This is a genomic window from Erythrobacter sp. S158, from assembly GCF_057364915.1.
Window position 1 is genome coordinate 1 of the sequence record NZ_CP200279.1, and the last position, 16,189, is coordinate 16,189.

General features: G+C 57.1%; 17 protein-coding genes. 7 read left to right on the plus strand and 10 right to left on the minus strand.

What is annotated here, in order from left to right; all coding sequences use genetic code 11:
- The 3 genes from AC0V6T_RS00005 to AC0V6T_RS00015 all read right to left on the minus strand — a co-directional run.
- The coding region (locus AC0V6T_RS00005; protein ID WP_486123183.1) for a hypothetical protein at positions 1-271 on the minus strand (271 nt) is incomplete at its 3' end.
- A 140-nt stretch (positions 272-411) separates the two neighbouring features.
- Entirely contained in the window at positions 412-687 is a 276-nt protein-coding gene (locus tag AC0V6T_RS00010; protein WP_486123185.1) for a hypothetical protein, read from the minus strand.
- Between the two features lie 160 nt (positions 688-847).
- Complete coding sequence (locus AC0V6T_RS00015; protein WP_486123187.1) at positions 848-1,348, minus strand: lasso peptide biosynthesis B2 protein; 501 nt, start codon at positions 1,346-1,348, stop codon at positions 848-850.
- Between the two features lie 107 nt (positions 1,349-1,455).
- Here AC0V6T_RS00015 and AC0V6T_RS00020 point away from each other — a divergent pair, with 107 nt between their 5' ends.
- The 4 genes from AC0V6T_RS00020 (at position 1,456) to AC0V6T_RS00035 (ending at position 5,188) form a co-directional block, all read left to right on the plus strand.
- On the plus strand, positions 1,456-3,324 hold the full coding sequence (locus AC0V6T_RS00020) for an asparagine synthetase B family protein (protein WP_486123189.1): 1,869 nt from the start codon (positions 1,456-1,458) through the stop codon (positions 3,322-3,324).
- 56 nt (positions 3,325-3,380) lie between these two features.
- Positions 3,381-3,509, plus strand: coding sequence for a lasso RiPP family leader peptide-containing protein (locus tag AC0V6T_RS00025; protein ID WP_486123191.1), 129 nt, complete (start codon positions 3,381-3,383; stop codon positions 3,507-3,509).
- A gap of 480 nt (positions 3,510-3,989) precedes the next feature.
- Entirely contained in the window at positions 3,990-4,868 is an 879-nt protein-coding gene (locus AC0V6T_RS00030) for a hypothetical protein (protein ID WP_486123193.1), read from the plus strand.
- Positions 4,869-4,912: 44 nt separating this feature from the next.
- Entirely contained in the window at positions 4,913-5,188 is a 276-nt protein-coding gene (locus AC0V6T_RS00035; protein WP_486123195.1) for a PqqD family protein, read from the plus strand.
- Positions 5,189-5,208: 20 nt separating this feature from the next.
- Here the strand turns inward: AC0V6T_RS00035 and AC0V6T_RS00040 are convergent, their stop codons facing one another.
- The 3 genes from AC0V6T_RS00040 to AC0V6T_RS00050 all read right to left on the minus strand — a co-directional run bounded on the left by AC0V6T_RS00040 (position 5,209) and on the right by AC0V6T_RS00050 (position 8,977).
- On the minus strand, positions 5,209-6,870 hold the full coding sequence (locus AC0V6T_RS00040) for an ABC transporter ATP-binding protein (protein ID WP_486123197.1): 1,662 nt from the start codon (positions 6,868-6,870) through the stop codon (positions 5,209-5,211).
- Positions 6,867-8,024 carry a nucleotidyltransferase family protein gene (locus tag AC0V6T_RS00045; RefSeq protein WP_486123199.1) on the minus strand — a complete coding sequence of 386 codons (1,158 nt, stop codon included), beginning with the start codon at positions 8,022-8,024 and terminating at the stop codon, positions 6,867-6,869. The genes AC0V6T_RS00040 and AC0V6T_RS00045 overlap by 4 nt, the downstream gene beginning before the upstream one ends.
- A 134-nt stretch (positions 8,025-8,158) precedes the next feature.
- On the minus strand, positions 8,159-8,977 hold the full coding sequence (locus AC0V6T_RS00050) for an SGNH/GDSL hydrolase family protein (protein WP_486123201.1): 819 nt from the start codon (positions 8,975-8,977) through the stop codon (positions 8,159-8,161).
- A gap of 24 nt (positions 8,978-9,001) precedes the next feature.
- Between AC0V6T_RS00050 and AC0V6T_RS00055 the strand changes: the two genes are divergently transcribed.
- The 3 genes from AC0V6T_RS00055 to AC0V6T_RS00065 all read left to right on the plus strand — a co-directional run bounded on the left by AC0V6T_RS00055 (position 9,002) and on the right by AC0V6T_RS00065 (position 12,014).
- Positions 9,002-9,496: an acyltransferase gene (locus tag AC0V6T_RS00055; RefSeq protein WP_486123203.1), complete on the plus strand. Its 495-nt coding sequence runs from the start codon at positions 9,002-9,004 to the stop codon at positions 9,494-9,496.
- A 45-nt stretch (positions 9,497-9,541) separates the two neighbouring features.
- A complete protein-coding gene (locus AC0V6T_RS00060) occupies positions 9,542-10,792 on the plus strand; it encodes a polysaccharide pyruvyl transferase family protein (RefSeq protein ID WP_486123205.1) in 1,251 nt (416 codons plus the stop codon).
- 85 nt (positions 10,793-10,877) lie between these two features.
- Positions 10,878-12,014, plus strand: coding sequence for a Coenzyme F420 hydrogenase/dehydrogenase, beta subunit C-terminal domain (locus AC0V6T_RS00065; RefSeq protein WP_486123208.1), 1,137 nt, complete (start codon positions 10,878-10,880; stop codon positions 12,012-12,014).
- Here AC0V6T_RS00065 and AC0V6T_RS00070 read toward each other — a convergent pair.
- From AC0V6T_RS00070 to AC0V6T_RS00085, 4 genes are all read right to left on the minus strand, one after another.
- Positions 12,011-12,865, minus strand: a complete 855-nt coding sequence (locus AC0V6T_RS00070) for a hypothetical protein (protein ID WP_486123210.1) — start codon at positions 12,863-12,865, stop codon at positions 12,011-12,013. The genes AC0V6T_RS00065 and AC0V6T_RS00070 overlap by 4 nt on opposite strands.
- A 39-nt stretch (positions 12,866-12,904) precedes the next feature.
- Positions 12,905-13,741 (minus strand): 2OG-Fe(II) oxygenase, encoded by an 837-nt coding sequence (locus AC0V6T_RS00075; protein WP_486123212.1) that lies wholly within the window; start codon positions 13,739-13,741, stop codon positions 12,905-12,907.
- Between the two features lie 104 nt (positions 13,742-13,845).
- Positions 13,846-14,754: a hypothetical protein gene (locus AC0V6T_RS00080; protein WP_486123214.1), complete on the minus strand. Its 909-nt coding sequence runs from the start codon at positions 14,752-14,754 to the stop codon at positions 13,846-13,848.
- Positions 14,755-14,759: 5 nt separating this feature from the next.
- A complete protein-coding gene (locus tag AC0V6T_RS00085) occupies positions 14,760-16,136 on the minus strand; it encodes an MATE family efflux transporter (protein WP_486123216.1) in 1,377 nt (458 codons plus the stop codon).
- Positions 16,137-16,189 lie beyond the last annotated feature (53 nt).

A 16,189-nucleotide genomic window follows, 5' to 3' on the forward strand; every position in this document is an offset into this window, starting at 1 on the left:
GTGAATTCCATACCGAGGCAGGCAGCGGCACGATCTGGAGGACGGGCAGGAGAATTGTCAGGCCGACCAAGGCTTTCAGCGAAAGCGGAGCCGTTCTCCAGAAATCGAAGAAAGCGGCTCGATGGAATGACAGCGCTACGAGCGCAACCAACTGGACGATCAGATTGGCTGATCCGTATTTCGATCCACCCCCGCCAAAGGCAAATGCCGCTACGAGGATCGCAAGCCCTGCCCAGAGGAGCTTGCGCTCGGCAATATTCTCATTGGTCATCGTTAGAGAGTCCCGCCTGATCCCTGGGAAATTCCGCGCTTATGCTTGCACGGAATTCAGGCAAAGAAAAAGCGCCCGGAAAAAATCCGCGCGCTCATTCTTGGTCAAAACCAACAAAAGTTGGTCAGGCTCGTGAGAGCTCAGGTGCCGGGCGACTGACCGTCGTCGTCATTGTCGACAACTGCGACAACGCCTGCGACCGCAGCAGCAGCAGCGAGGAGCAGGAGAACAACACTCGTTCCGCCACGGGCATTTTCACCTTCGGCTTCGCGGGCTAGGCCCGGCTGAGAAGCAGGCTCTGCCGTGTAAACCGGAGCATTGTCTGCAGCGCGGGTGTTAGCCTGAGCCGCAATCGGTGAGAACACCATACCAGCAGCAGCAGCCGAAACCATCACGCGAGAAATCGTCTTTTTCATCAAAGTTAACCCCCCTTGGGAATCCATTACGCATTTACCATTAGTGCAGTGCAGCAAGATTGACAACACCTTCTAGGAAAAAAGGGTAAACGGGCCCTTGTCGAAGGTGCAATCACGCTCTGTCAGCGGTTTGGCGTGGTTAATCGATAAACAGCCGAATTTAGTCTTTGGTTCCCGAAACACCCTTGAGGCGCGATTCGGACAAAATTACGTCATATTGCGCTATATCTCCGCCGGTGATGATTTCACCTCCAGACATGAGCCATGCATGTGCGCCGAACTCACCATCCTCGGGCTTTTCAACGCCAATCTGGATTTCGCTTTGCACGCCTAGCGAGCACAGCCAATTTTGGGCGGCAATCGCCTGAATCAGACAGTCGCTGCGCCATGGAAGGCGATCCGAAAGCCGCGGGATCACATATCTGATCCGGGCGAGCGTTGCGGCATCGACGGGCTGCCCGGACGCTGACATTGGCCGTCCAGCATTGCCCGCCGCAAGGTTGCGAAGCGGGATGTCACTTGCCTTGAAATTTCGAAAGATCAGTCTGGCACGAAAGAGCTCGCCGAGGCCGCGTGCCGAGTAGCTCGCAAGCCAGCCGATGTCGGCCAGGGTAGGCTTTTGCCCTTTCGCCGGGACCGGTGATGATTGCGCGGTTTCCATGATGTGCCTATGTCCGCGCTCCTCTTGGCACAGGGTTGCTGGCGCTGCCAAGCGTTACAGCGGCAAGGCCATGGGATCGAAGCGGTAAGGGGTGAGAGCGCGAAGCTGTGTCGGCGATCGGTGGGATCTTTTCAGACGAGGACGTGCAGGACGATCAGCTCGCCGTGCTGAAACGCTCCTTGTCGCGCATTCCGCATGATGCAAGCGGGGCATGGCGCTCAGGGCGGATCGCACTCGCTGCTGCAAGCCGGCACACCACAGACGAATCAACTATTCAGGTGCAGCCATTTGTTTGCGACAGCGGAAAGTTGGCTGCCGTGTTTGATGGGTACCTGCTCAACCCGGACGAATTGGCAGCCGACCTGGAGGCGGGCGGGGTAAAATTAGTCAGGTGTTCGGAAGTGGAGCTTGCCCTTCGCGCCTATGAAGCGTGGGGCAATGAATGCGCGAACAGGATGCAAGGCGAGTTCGCGATGATCGTGGCAGACCTTGCTACAGGTCAGCTCTTCGCAGCTCGCGACCACATGGGGACGGTTCCCCTGTATTATCGGCGCGAGGGCGGGCGCCTGATCGTCGCATCCGATTTCCCCACGCTTGCCGCGCTTGGCGAAACACTGGGCCTGGGAGCCATGACGCCAGATCGCCTTTATCTCGCCCAGATAATGGCCAATCGTTGGTACCTTCGTGAGGCGACCCCTTGGAAGGAAATCAAGCGGATCGTGAGGGCGCATACATTGCGCTTCGATGGGACGCGAGTGATCGCGCAGAAGTACTGGACCCCTCCGACCGAGGTCACAATCCGATACAAGCGCGACGAAGATTACGCCGAGCATTATCGCGAGATGTTGTTCGATTGTGTTCGCCGCTCCTTGCGCTCCCACCGCAAGGTAGGCGTTGCTGTGAGTGGCGGGCTCGACTTATCCGCAATTTTTGCGATCGCTCATCGGCTTGAAGGCTCGGGCCAATCCCTTGCGCCCAGCATCGCGGCGTATTCGCTTGCAGCGGAAGAGGGGGGGAATGCATTTGAATTGCCCTATGCGAGGGCCGTGGCCGCTCATGTTGGCCGCGACCTTGCAGAGGTTCCTTTATTCGATCCCGACATCGATTGGTACAGCGCAGACGGTGCTCGCCACATGGACCTGCCCACTCCTTCCAATGGTGCGATGATGTGGGGGCTTGAAGAGCGTGTGGTCGCCGAGGGCGCCCGAGTGCTCATCAATGGCGGCGGCGGGGACGAGTGGTTGCAGGGCAACGAGCTCTACTACTCTGAATATGCCGCAAGAGGGGAGTGGGGGAAATACTGGCAGGCTCTACGCCGCGATGCCGATGCTTTCGGTTGGCAGCGCGCATTCAAGCGCTCGATGCGTTTCACCAGTGCGGAACTCGCGCCTCGGTGGTTGCGCGAGCGGATCAGAACGCGCCTACGCGCCGCGCGCAGAAAAAGCGACGCGGCCATGAATTGGCTGTCGCCAGAACTGCGCAAGGTGCTGTCCGAAGCGGAAGAGCGCTATGAAGCCGAATTGCCCGACAATGCTGTCGATTGGACCAAGCGAAACACGGCTACGTCGCCGTTTAGTGACCTGTCGCACCAGCTTATGCGGCGACAGCGGTCACTGATCGGGGTCGAATCGCGGCACCCGATGCTCTCTCGCGCATTCATGGAGTTTTCGCTGCGCACACCGATTGACATCAAGATGAGGGGCGCAATGACCAAGGTTATTCACCGCAAGGCGATGGCCGGAATCCTGCCTGACGAGGTCGTCTGGCGGACAAATAAGGCTAACTTCACTAACACGGGGATTGATCAGCAATTCGCTGACTACGTCCGTGCGAACGCCTCCACGCAACTTGCTGAAATATGTGACCTCAACGGGCTTAAGGCCATTCTGGACGTCGATTTTAGCGCTCCAGAAGGAGATTATTGGGCGTGGGAAATTTGGGGCCTTTACGCATCCGCAGCATTTTTGTATCAGTAAATTTACGTAAGGGGGATTAACCCTGCCTCTGCGGTGCAACAGGACAGGATTATGCAATGACCAAAGCGACTGAAAAAGTGAAGTATGAGGCTCCGAAGCTGACCGTTTTCGGCTCGGTACGTAACCTCACCGGCGGCAGCGGTACGAGCTTCCGTGACGGTGCGGTAACCAACACCCGCTTCTAAGCGACCCAGCCGTTCCGCCGTACGGCGGAGCGCTCAACGCTTTACATCAGGCGCCCCGATCGGGGGTGCCTTTTGTTTTGCGTGAAGCTCCGGAAAATCGCTGATTTTCAGGTGCATCGAGTGCTTTCTGGCTGGCTCCTCACGAACGGCTTCTTCTCAGATTCGCTGATTCGCAAAAGGTCTTCGATGGAGCATTTTGTTCGGCCCGTTCGACAGGTCAGAGGCGGCGACGTGTAGAGCAATTCGCCTGAGGCCGCTGTTTCTTGAAGCGTTTCCCCTAATCCGGGTCTGCAAATGCCGAGACGTTCGTGGACATGAGCTCCGCCGGTTGTGAATGGCAAGCGCGTTGCGAATTGAATCGTTGCACAAACGGCTGCCTTTCGGACACGATTGATGCGTGAATGTTCTCTGCTTGGTTAAACCAGCGCATTTTTCGAGAGGTTGGCGGCAGTTCAAACTTCTGTCTAAAGGCTAGTCTCGATGGAATGGGAGCCCGATAGTCCGCGTCCGCAGGTTGAACTGCCACGAGAGCCCTATGATCGTTGGGTTGCTCCCAACGGATTTTGTCAGGCTGAGTTTTATCGCGATGAGCTCGGATACTTGATCCGCTTTCCTTCGCAGGCCGATTTCCTGATCGAAGTGCCCTCAGGCGATAGTGGTGAATTCCGCATCACCGGTTGGCCGACACCGCAATGCGATGCGAAGACCACAATCAACCTTTATCACAACGCAATCCAACCGATACTTGGCAACCATGCTGGCGGGCTGTTCCTGCACGGAAGCGCGGTTTGTGCACGCGTGGAGGATCATTCAAATGGAGAGGAAGGTGCTGTTGCATTCCTAGGGCTGTCTCGCAGTGGGAAGACGACCTTGGCAGGATCGTTCGCTCAAGCAGGACATCCCTTTTTGACCGAAGACGTGATTGATCTGGCGCACAGCGGCGGTCGATATTGGCTACAGCCCAAGCGGTCAAAGCTGCGCTTGTTCGCTGACAGCGCGAGGCACTTGCTCGGGATTGATACCGAGTTCGAAAATGACGATATCAAGCAGGATGTCGATGCCGGAGCAGGCTTGCCGTTTGCAGATAAAGCGAAACCGCTGCGGCAAATATATGTTCTTGGCACCGACTTGCGCGCAGACCTTTCCATTCGCCAATTCAGTTTGCAGGAAGCGCTGAGTGTGCTGCTTCCCAACGCGTTCATTCTCGACGTGGAAGACAAAGCAAGCTTGCGCGGGCATTTCGGCAGGCTCGCTGACCTGTCTCAGGACATCCCGTGCTACGCGCTTGACTTTACGCGCGACTACTCGGAATTGCCGCGTGTCAGGAAAGCGGTGCTCGAAAACCTCGCAAACGGGTAGCTGGTGCATCGTCGCTCCTGTATTTGGGGGATACGGAATTGCTTATGCAGCTCAGCGACCGCTTTGCAGTCTCGGCCGATGTCGTCGCTCGTGAAGTCGGCGGGGAAATGGTCCTTCTCGATTTATCGAGCGGACAATATTTCGGGCTTGATCCAGTTGGCGGACGAATCTGGAAATTGCTAGCTGAAGGTCCGCGCGAGCTTGCTGAGTTATGCGACAGCGTAGAAGCCGAATTCGAAGCGCCCCGCGATCGTATTGAAGCCGACCTGCTGGCTCTCGCCAAGCAGTTGAAGGACCAGGACCTGATTGTCGCTGCCTAGACCCAGATCCCCAAGACGGCTTACCGGCCTACTCTGACAAAGCCGTCTGGTCCCAGTTTCAGCACTCTGTCGGCAAGCGCGAGGCTCGCCGGACGATGAGTGATGATGATGACGGTGCGCCCTTTCAGCGAACCGATGCATTCTTCGACAAAGGCAGCTTCGCCTTCTAGGTCGTACATGCTCGTCGCTTCATCAAGAATGTAGATCGGCGGCTCGCTGTAGAGCGCACGAGCGAGTGCAATCCGTTGCCGTTGGCCACCTGACAGGCGTACCCCGTGATCGCCAATCACGGTCTCCAGGCCATCTGGAAGCGAGGCGATGAATTCATCCGCCTGTGCGAGCTTAACCGCGCGACTGACGGCCTCTTGCGGGTGAGGCGCGGATTGGCCGAACACGATATTGTCGGCAATCGTGCCGTTAAAAAGAAGGGCACGTTGGGGCACGTAGCCAAACTGTCGCCGCAAGTCCTGAACCTGATATTCGCTGATGCAGGTCCCATCGAGCGTGATCGTCCCCAACAAGGGTTCGTAAAAGCGCAAGAGCAGGCGAACGAGCGTCGACTTTCCGACACCGTTCTCGCCTGTGAGTGCCACGATCTCTCCCGGCTTCACATCGAAATCCAAGGCATCAAACAGAGTCGGACGGCCCGGATAGCCAAAGCTTACTTTGCGGAATGCGATAGCGCCTGAAGCTCGCTCAAGCTGCTGTCCAACTTGGTGTCCTGGCTCGGCCTCCTGCTCAAGCACGGACTGCAATCTAGCAAGAGTCCCACGCGCCATTTGGTAGGCACCATACATCTTGGCGAGAGCACCGGCAGGCTGCGTCAGGAGCGCCGCATAGAGAAGAAACGCGAACAGGTCGCTGGGTGAGCGATCCGCGCCGAGCAACTGCTCGCTACCAACCACGAGCACGGAAATCGCTGCAAGCGCCGCGATCAATGCCATGACCGGGCCAATTGTGACGCTCCATTGCGCTTGCCGGACTGCCAAGCGCCGAGAATTGTCAGCCGCTGTCGCAAATTCTGACTGGTGTTTTTCCTCTGTCCCAAACGCCTTGATTGCAGGAAGCATTTCAAGATCGCGCTCCGCAATTGCGATCAGTTCGACCTCGGCTGCACGCACCTCGCTTGAAAGCTTGCGCAGTCGCCTGCCTGACAACCTGATAAGACTATAAAAGGCGGGTATCAGAAGTGGGACAATCGCGGCCATGACCGGGTCAATCGTGAACAAAATCACGATGGCCCCTGCTGCCGTGAGCAGCATGGCGGGCGCATTGGCGATAGTGCCGGCCAGAAAATCGCTGAGATTGCCTACTTCGTAAGACGTGAGCGCGAGCACGTCGCCCCTGCGCGCATCGTCATGAAACCCAATACGCAGCATCTGGACATGGTTGTAGATCTTGATGCGAAGCTCGGTCAGGATCCGCGTCGATGCGCGTTCTGAAAGAATGGCTGCCGCAATGTTCAAAACCGTGAGGGCGACTAATGCTATAATCAGCAGGATGAGGATTTGCCCGACATCGATGTCGGACACTGCCGAGCCTGAAACCACTTCACCCAGGACCTGAGCTGCCAGCCATGGCACGGACAAAGCCGCGCCGGAACTTAGCAAGGTAAGCACGCTTATCAGCGTCAGTTGCCCGCGAAATCTGCGCGCCCATTGAAGCCAGAAGCCGAAACTCATCGCGAGTGTCCCTGGCGTACAAAACGTGCTGCCGTCTCCAGCAGCATTCGCCCCTGCAAGGCCAAGGTCGGCCACCCTTGCGCCTCCGGATATCTCTCCACGAGGTGGCGACGCGGCGGAAAAGCACGGGACAGCAGGAGTTTGGCTTTCGACCCTGCGCCCTTCGTGTGGCTGAGGTCGAGTTTGAACTGCGCCAAGGTGTCGTGCTCGCTGAAATACGCCTTGAGATCAGGCGCAAGCTTTGCCTTCTTCAGACGAGAATCGACAATTGGCGGCAGGGGCGTGCCCAGATCGCTACTCATTCCGACAAGGGCCTCTGCCACGAGCGGAGCAATTCCCTCCGCGATGCAATGGTCTGCGAGAGCCGCCCATTCATCTTCGCTCATGGCTCGTACCATGAGGTCGAAATCGATAGACCAGATCAGGCGTCTCTGGCTCGTGACTTTTCCGTCTTCGGCAAAATAGCCGTGTTCGGAATGCCACTTCTGATTGATCACCGCGTGCAGGATCATGGTCGCGGTGTTTGGCCTGAAGGCTGCGTCATCGAACTTCGGTAGTGGAAGCTTGCCCTCGAAAACCAATTCGAGCGGCAGCACCTCATGAAGAATAGGTCGGTCGACCGGCTTCCAGTGCAGATCGATCGAGTGCACAAAAAAACCAGCAGCTTCGTGTGTCCAACCTTCCTGAAAATAAAGACCATGCGGTTCGACCCTGCGCTCCCAGCCAAGTTCGGTGAGTACCTCGCGTGTGTGCTCCAGAGTTCCGGGGCATACCAGCAGGTCGGTGTCACCGCGCCTTCGGGTGGCCGGCTCTGCATGCAGGGAATAAGCGAGGGCCGTGCCTTTCAGGATAACGGAAGTCACCCTCTCCTCAGCCAGCTTGCGAACCGCTGCCGAAACGAGTTTGTGATGGGTCGCTTCCCAAAGAGCGATCAATCGCGCTTCTTCGGCAATTCTGTCGATAAGCGCGCTCGGCCAGTCTGTGAGGTGGGCCGAGTTGTTGTGCAGCAAGAGTGCTATGCCATGATACTCGATCCTCAGCCAGACATCGTGCCATTCTGCACTGTCAGCGATGTCCCAACCTGCTGGACCGGACGCTCGCAAAGAGCGCAAGCACTGAGCCAAGAAAAGGTCGACTGATGCGGTATCGGTCATGGGCTTCGCGATTGCCGTGCGTCTCTCTTGCTAGTCCCGCAGGGATGAGTTGGCCTGGTGCTTTCCAGCGCGTTCATGCGGGAAATCCGCCGCTTTGACCAGTGTCGCTCACACTCTCTGCCCACCTGTGTTCTTCAATCAGGGACTTGGCAAAAGCGGGCTGCCAGCCATTCACCCAGACACCGGTGCCCAGCCGCGTTCATGTGAAGTGCGTCGTAGGTCAGAAGCGGCTGCGATCCCTCGCAGGCCGCAAAAGCATCGGCTGGGTCTAGGACAGGAACCTTCAATTCTCTGCCAAGATCGCGCAGCGCCGAGCGATAGGGCCTCAGCCGTTGCATGATTGCCGAGCTGCCCGCTGGCGGAGGGGCGAGAAACACGACTTGGCGCCCTGCGTCTGCTCCAGCGGAGGCAAGCCGTGCTAAGGCCGACTTGTAGTCGGCAAGGGGCACGGGTTCTTTCGATCGCAGCCATCCGCGCGGGGCCGCGTCGTTGGTTCCGTAAGCGATAACGACCGTCTCTTCGGCGCTGTCTCGAACATCCCACCGCGCTTCGCCCAATCGTGCCGTGTGCCCACCAACACCGCGAAGCGAGACCGAAATGTCAGTTCCCAGTTCAGCCTCAAGCACGCGCCCAAATGCAGGACCACTTTCGCCGCCAAACTGCGTCATGCGCCCACCCGTGACATGACTGTCACCGTAGATCGCGATCTGCTCTCCTTCACTAGGACATGTGAATGACTCTTGGAGATGGGCGACTGAACTCGCAGGCAGGCTTCTGGCCCCACCAATCCGCCAGGAGGGTATCTCTACCCACAGGAGTGCCAAAGCACCCAAGGCCACAAATGCACATATCAGCGCTATTGTCCGTGTGATCTTCAAGGAAATCGCCCGAAAATTGCTAGACGCGGGATTGCACCTAAGAGAGATATGGGACAAGCCGCAACTTGAAGGCATCAGCAAGCAGAACGGAGACCCTGGGTGAGCATTCTCAGGCTTTCAGCGCTAAGAAACGTCCTCACCAAGGCCCGGCTTCGTTTCTTCCGCGGCGTGATGAAGATGGACATCCACCCCACGGTGGAGATGTCTCTTAGCGCGAAAATGGACATGACCTTCCCCAAGGGCGTGCATATCGGTGAGTGCACATACGTCGCCTTCAATGCGCGAATTCTGACGCACGACAGAACTCGAGGGCTCTACGTGCATACTCACGTCGGCAAGAATTGTTTTCTTGGTGGCGAGAGCTTGATCATGCCGGGCGTGACCATCGGCGACAATTGCGTGATCGGTGCAGGCAGCGTGGTGACAAGGAATGTGCCCGCACGTTCAATCGTGGCTGGAAATCCGGCACAGATTATCCGCGAAGGTATCGAAGTTGGCCCCTATGGCCGCTTTCTCGACGCTGACGAAACCGAGCGCCAGATCCGCGATACCGACCCTTCCGCTGCCGATTTGCCAAGCCGCTTGGCGCGCTGAGCATCGGATAGCATCAGCCTAATTTTTCAAAGGCCAATCTGCATAGTGAACAACCGACAGACACTAACGGGCGGCGATCCGGCTGAGGATTCAGATGACAGGCCTACCCTGACTATCGGTCTGCTGTGGCACACCTTCTTCTCCGAAAATCTCGGGGTCGGTGCGCTCACGATTGCCAATTCAAGTTTGATTGCTCAGGCCGTGGAGAAGGCGGGCTATCGCCCTGTCTTCCGTGTCATTGGTCCACGCGGAGAACTCGATTACGGCTCTGAGTGCGCGCATGAGCACGACTTCACCAATATCGGCTATAAAGCCCTCGCTAATCCATTTTCTAATCTGCACCGCGCCATCCGAAGCTGTGATATTACATTCGATATTGGTGCGGGCGACAGCTTTTCGGATATCTATCCGTGGGCTCGCTACAACCTGATCCTTGGGGTCAAGGTTGCTACCAAGATGGCGGGCGTTCCACTTGTTCTTAGCCCCCAAACCATCGGACCCTTTTTTTCCAAACGCGCTCGCGCGGGGGCGAAAGCGGTCATGCGAATGTCCAACCATGTTTGGGCGCGTGACGAGATGTCTTATGCGTTGCTTGAGGAGATGGGCGTCGCTGGCAAATCTTCGCTCACAACCGATGTCGCGTTCGCGCTTCCGTTCGAAACGCCAGCTGACAAGGAATCCCGCGACCTATCCGGCGGCAACATCAAGGTTGGCCTCAATGTCTCGGCCTATCTTTACCGTCATGGCGATGTGCCGACCGACAACATCAGGCTGGCCGCAAACTACAAGGATTTGGTCGATAGTATCCTGCAAAGACTCTCGAGCGACGAGCGCTACGAGGTCCATCTCGTCCCGCACGTTTTGATCCAATCGCGGGCATATGACGACGACTACGATATGGCGCTGGAACTTCAGCGTCGTTTCCCACAAGCGATCGTCCCACCCCGTTTCAACGGGCCTTCGGATGCGAAGTCGTACATTGCTGCGCTGGACCTGCTGTTGGGCAGCCGAATGCATGCGACGATTGCAGCGATCTCTTCGAATACCGCCGTCATTCCGCTCGCTTTTAGCCGTAAGTTCAATGGGCTCTATGGATCATTGAATTACAGGTGGAATGCCGACCTTACCAAGCAGAGCAACGAAGAAGTGCTCGGCAAGCTCGAGGCCGCATTAGCAGATCTACCGCGCGTCCGTGCAGAGGCCGTTGCAGCCAATGCAGAGGCGCAGAAGCGGCTTGGCGTGTATCGTGACTATCTCGACACTCGCATTTCGGAGCTGGTCGCGAACCGTGTTTGATATCGATACGATTAAGGCGAACGGGCTTTGCGCGGGTTGCGGCCTTTGCGCTGGCATCAGTGATCCTAACGATCCCGCAATTGTGATGGAAAACTCGCTGGAGGGCTTTCGACGCCCCGTTCTTCAACATGAACCGAGCGAAGACCAGAAACGCCGGATCGATCAGGCTTGTCCTGGTGCCAACATCAGGCACGATAAGACCGCGCATGAGGCAGAGTATCACGAGATTTGGGGGCCGCTTATCAAGGTGCGCCTCGGTTGGAGCACTGATGTTGCGCTTCGACAAAACGCTTCTTCAGGGGGCGGACTTTCGGCAGTTCTGAAGTACCTGCTGGAAACCCGGCAGATCGACTACGTGGTGCAAACCTCGGTTTCGGAAAGCTCGCCAATTCGCAACGCCCTGAAAATCAGTACGGGGCGAGAAGACGTGTTCCAGTCGGCCGGTTCACGCTACGCGCCCTCTTCTCCACTTGAGGATATTGGCAAGCGACTGGACGGCAGTGAGCGTTTCGCCTTCGTTGGCAAGCCATGCGATGTCGCAGGGCTTCGCCAGCTCGCGCGGCACGATCCTCGCGTAAATGAGAGGGTGCCTTACATGATCGCCTTCATGTGCGCCGGCGTGCCGAGCTATCGCGGAACTTCGGCGCTGTTGGGTGCGCTGGGTGTTGAAGATGAGACGGATGTGGTCGCCTTCCGATACCGCGGTGACGGCTGGCCCGGCTATGCGACCGCCGAGCTCTCCGATGGGCGCAAGCTGAAGATGGACTATGACAGCAGCTGGGGCGGGATCCTGAACAAGCATCTGCAGTTCCGCTGCAAGATCTGTCCTGACGGGATCGGCGAGTTTGCAGACATAGTGTGCGCCGACGGTTGGCACTCAGACGAAAGCGGAAAGGCGCATTTCGAGGAGCGCCCAGGACGCAGCCTTATCCTTACTCGAACGGCAAAAGGCGAAAGGCTGATCAATACGCTGATCGATGCCGGAGCCATCGAAACCGAGCCCACCACTACCGAAGCGATGAAAGTGATGCAGCCCTATCAGGCGCAGCGCAAAGGTTTCGTCTGGTCCCGGCTCTTCGCGATGATGGCGTTGGGCAAGCGAACGCCGCGTTTTCGCAATCTCAAACTCGCCCGCAATTCACGCCGTTTCGGTCTGGCGCGCGGCTTCAAAAGCATGGCCGGGATGGTTGTCCGCCTCGCTCGTGGCGGTCAACTGAATTAGCGCAGCTTTAGCTTGTCCTCGAGGACAAGCTGCTCGTCATTCCCGATATACTCGTTGTAGCGCGGGTGAGCGAACAGGTGAGCGTAATAGATCTGGTAGCGATACTTGACGTGATTGAGCGAGAGGAGGTTCTGGTTGAGGTGAACCTTCACATTCTCTGAGCGCTCATTGTACTCGGTGATGGCAGCTAGCTGTCCGTTGAACGGGCCGTACATTTCGATGGTCGAACCAAGGATGTCGTCAAAGTACATCGGAATGCGCGGGAGGAAACGTTCCGGGTGCGAGACAGCGTGATCGAACATCGAGAGTGAATCGCGGGTCGATGAGAAATAGTCGGTGTCATTGAAGATTGCACCTATCGGAGCGGCGTCGAAATCTTCGAAGAAGGCCGGGATCGTCTCTTTTACATTACCCAGCACCAGTCGCGCTTCGGGCAAGCGCTTTTTCAGGGCGTCCACATCCATCCGATATTGGCTTGCTTGAAACCAGTAAGGAAGGTCCTTTTCGGATTCCGGAGGCGGCATGCCCTCACCGGTGTCGAAGCCGATACATTCGATCGTAACGCCGGTGTCAGCCTTAATTCGCTCGGCAAACTCGACCATGAAAGCAAGGCCATTCCCGCCTGCAACGCCAATCTCGATCGCCGAGATCCGGTCCATACCGAGGCTCTTGGCAAGCCGCGCGGCGACCAGCATGCAGTAGGCGTAGTTCGGTCGCTCGGTCGCCTCGCTGCGAACGAGGTAATCGGCCGAATGCTTCGAGAATTTGTCCGTGATCTTGATCGCCTTGCGTACGATCGGGCCAAGCACAGAGGCCTGGATATCGCGCGAGGTGCCGATTCTTCCCAACATGATGTCTAGTTTCCGTTTTCGTTGAGGGTGCGAGCCCGATCAGTTTGATTTTTTCGCCTTTAGCGAGCGCAGTCCACGCTGAATGATGGGCGGTATTAGGTCGGCGGCAAGCTCGCGGGCTTTGACCGCCCAGTCGATCTTGTCTTCAGTTTTGGGGCGCGCGCGAAACTGAGTTGTGTGGGAGCGCTTATTCTCGTCCCAAGTGGACGTATAGTAATAGAGCGCTATCGATTTGCGCGAGATGCCGTCCGGGTGATTGACCGGGTTCGGATTGCCGTGATTGCTGAACGAGGTCGTGTTGAAAATGACCGCGCGATTGATCATCGGGACGATCGAATGGTGGCACCTGGACATGTCGTTTGCCCACAACTCCAGCTGGCCGCCATATTCCGGCTTCCAGTCGTCGTTAAGGTAAATCAAGAGATTTATCCGCCGCTCCAAATTCATGCTTACATGGTGGTTGAAGTCGGCATGAACCGATAAATGCCCGCCATTGCGGATCTCATGAAAACCGGCACCCCTGAAATAGGGATCGGGGATCAGACCTTCGATACCGGTGATGTTCTCAAGCACCTTGATGAAGGGCAGAGAATTGAATGAATAGAATAGCTGACGAAGCTCCGGATGCATTTCGTCCGGGCGATACTCGTGCTTCTGTTTTTCCTGCGGGCGACTGTAGCTCGCGGCTTCGCCGCCGCCGTGATGAAAGTGCTCGAGACATTTCGCGATGATCTCCGGCGGGAGAAAATCATCGATCATGATGTGCGGGAAGGGCTCACCGGCATTATAGGCCTCTTGATGCTCGAGACCGAACTTGTGCGCTGCTGACCGATCGACGAAGCCCGTCTGCGGGTCCATTGCAGTCAAAAAGGTCATCCCAAATCCCTAGCCAGCCCCTGAATGGCTGCGGATCGTCTTGCATTTCTGCGGTGCAACATCAACCTCTATTTGGCGCTGCAGATGCAGTGCTGACCCGGGGGTCAGTCGTCCATTTCGTACCGCAATTTTTTCAGATCGACAGGGCAAAATCGCTGGAGGATCGCATTTGATTTTCCGAACCGGTTAGAGAGTTCCGCATCCAATGCGGCGTCGGCTCTTTGCTTTGCTTTGGCTTCGCCCAAGGTCCAGCGATAGCCCACCCTTTCGATCAACTTTCCGAGAGGTGCTATGCGGCTTCGCGATCGCGGGTTGAAAGGGCTTTGACCGATCGAATTGGCTATGCGCAGCAGAGGGGCGCCGCTGAGCGGAGGACTGATGCTGCTTGCCGGAGCTTTCGCCAGCTCATGCTCAGCCACTGATTCTTCAAGTCCGACAAAATCAAACATCAGTCTGAGATATTTAGGACGATTACTGACCAACAATTCCTGCGGGAGGACCATCACGTTCTCTCGCCCAAAATACGCCGCATACGCCTCCGCGACCTTGTGAAATTCGAGCGTAAGCGGGTCGAACCAGAAATAGCCTGGCTCCGGCGCAAACCTCAGGAATTCTTCAATCCCCAAGCGTCCGCCCCGTTTGACGTATTGCTGGTAAATCGAACGGGCCATCGGCTTCTGAGCGCGCACGGTCAAAAGAACCTTTGCGTCCTCGCATGTCGCTGCGAGCCTTTGGGCCAATTGCGCGCTATCTCTGGAGCCTAGGAGGATGTTTCCCGAAAGGATCTCAGACGAGATCACGTCCACGACGCCAGGCTTTGGATCGGTTCTCAATGCTGAGATCTTGGCGCTTGCTTGCTCGGCGTCGAACCAGAAATCGTGCGGTCGCACGAGGAGATCATCAATTTCCTCATGCGTCATCAGTGAGCGGAACAGCCGCTTCTCGGCGAAGACAGTACTCTGGACCCAACTCGTCGCGGTTTTGTGAAACCCTGGGTGGAGCAGTAGCGTCATCGAATTCAGTCCATTGAGATAGCGCGCACGGTGCCTGTCCAGATGCCGATACCGAGTTTGTAGCGCACGATCATGTAAGCCAGGATGTTGCGTAACAGCATGATCGCGGAAATACACCACGCGATACCTTCTAATCCGGCATAGGCTGCAGCGGCTGGAACGCAGGCGAGCAGGAGCAAGGTGCCGGCGACCGTGATGATGAGATTTATCTTCTCATGGCCGGACATTGCGAGCACGAGACCGCACGGACCGGTCAAGGTGAAAGCAAGTTGCCCTACCACCAGAATGTAGACGAGCGACCTTGCTGCAATGAACTCATCGCCAATCAGTTGTAGCAAGGGTTCGCTGGCTATCAGCAAGATGATCGAGGCAGGTAAAGCGGCGGCTGTGCTAAGCCGAACCGCAGAACGCGCGAACCGCGCAACAAGCTCGGTATCCTTTGCGTGATAGGCGGTGCTGATTTTGGCCGAATAGACCGCAAAGAGTGCGACCGAGATAATCTGGAGCACAGCTGCGATCTGAGCCGCGACACGATAATAGCCCGCCTCCGCTGCCCCCAGCATGCTTGCTGCCACAGCCAGCCCATACCAATCGCCAATATTCGTCGCCATCGCGACACCCCAGAGCGGGATCGACGAGGTCAAAACAGTCTTGAGGGATATGTCCAGCGCTTCACCGGCGCGCCTGACGTGGCGACGAAAGGTGAATGCGCCAATCAGGATCGCGACGAACCCACCTACAGACGCCGCCCACAAAGCATCCTCGACAGAATCTGCAATTCCAGTGACCAGCGCAAACGCTGTGGACGCGGGGATTGCTAAGGCGGCGACGACTTGCCCACTGGTGAAGCGATGTTGTGAGCGCAGCAGGGCCCCTAGAAGCTGAACGCCGCCTCGAGCGACAAGCAGGACGCAAAGGATGAGCAGGAATTCGCGCGGAACGACGTCCCCGAAAAGAGGCAGCCAGACAAGATCGCCCGCAAGCCACAACATAAGGCCAATCGCAGCCATGAACGTGAACCCGAGCGTACAAACTCTCAAAACTGTAGCGAGGGCCAGCGGTGCGCCAGACGCGAGCGTTTTCGCGAAATGACGCACCACGCCAACGTCGAGACCAAACAGTCCGATCACAGCGAGGAAGATTGCAGTCTGGGCGGTGAGAGCGAACTGCCCGGTTGCGGCGGCACCCATTGAGCTGCCGATCATGAAGGTTACCGCAAAACCAGCCAAGACCGAGGCGCCACGGATGGCGAGCGAAGAGAGGGCAGCCGAGTGCTGCTCCAGTTTGCGAAGCATCGCCTGCATCAATCGCCCCATTTGTGTCGCATGAATGCGTTCATGTTCGGTGGAATTGTCCTTCAGCAGTCGATCGGCCTGGCGCATGTTTGGCCAGGAAGTGCGGAGTGTCGCTTGGCAATTCGATTGTCCAGAATTCT